1 protein-coding gene and 1 pseudogene are annotated in these 915 nt (G+C 62.1%); one reads left to right on the forward strand and one right to left on the reverse strand.

Translation table 11 applies throughout. The annotated features are described in order from the left end of the window. Positions 1-170 (forward strand): annotated as a pseudogene (locus tag EN914_RS36750) (iron ABC transporter); the annotation flags it as partial. Between the two features lie 123 nt (positions 171-293). Here EN914_RS36750 and rirA read toward each other — a convergent pair. Next, positions 294-758, reverse strand: a complete 465-nt coding sequence (rirA, locus tag EN914_RS36755; RefSeq protein WP_024503816.1) for an iron-responsive transcriptional regulator RirA — start codon at positions 756-758, stop codon at positions 294-296. Positions 759-915 lie beyond the last annotated feature (157 nt).

A 915-nucleotide genomic window follows, 5' to 3' on the forward strand; every position in this document is an offset into this window, starting at 1 on the left:
ATGCGGAGCGGATCTTCGTCATGCATCGCGGCCGGCTGGCCGCCGCCGGATCGCCGCGGGACGTGCTGAGCGATGATCTGATCGAGAAAGTGTTCGACTGCCGGCTCAGGGTCGGCGTGCTGCCGGCGGGCAATATGCCGTTCGTGCTGCCGCAGTCGGCGGTCTATTGATATTCAGGTGAGGCCGGGCCTGCGAATGGCGGTTTCCTGCGCTTCCCCCGCCAATTGTCGAAGTCGGCGCCGCCCCTCATTGCCCTGCCGGGCATTTCTCTCCGTAGAACGGGGAGAAATACGCTAGGCAGCCGGGGCGCGGCGCTCCATCAGCATGTCGATGCCGAGCAGGTTGCGTACATTCGGCCGCGCCGCTACCAGATCGGCGATCGTATGGCGGGCGAGCACTGCGAAAAACGCATTCAGGGCCTCGCGCAGCGCCGAGTTCAGCGCGCAGCTGTCGACGAGCGGGCATTCGGCGGCATCGTTCTCGAAGCATTCGGCCATGGCGAAGCTCTCTTCCGTCACGCGCACGACATCGAACAGGCTGATGGCTTCGGCCGCCCGGCCAAGTTTGACGCCGCCATTCCTGCCACGCACAGTCTGGACGAGGCCGTGCTCGACCAGCGGCTGCAGGATCTTGAACAGGAAAAGCTCCGACACCGAATAGGCGGCCGCGATCTCGGGAATACGGCTCAATCGGTCGTCATTTGCCGCGCAATACATCAAGATGCGCATGGCATAGTTGGTCTGGCGCGTAAGCCGCATATTGTCCTCACAAGGCACTGGGGCGGTGCAACCCACGCCAGATCTGGAAATTTTGCTGATGCGGCTTTGACCCGAAATTCCGGATTCGCCACATTGGCCCAGGCGGAATATGGCCTATACCTTGGAATAATTCCAGACTAGCTGGGCGCGATAGATG

Source organism: Mesorhizobium sp. M7A.F.Ca.CA.001.08.2.1, from assembly GCF_003998455.1.
GTDB classification, from domain to species: Bacteria; Pseudomonadota; Alphaproteobacteria; order Rhizobiales; family Rhizobiaceae; genus Mesorhizobium; species Mesorhizobium ciceri.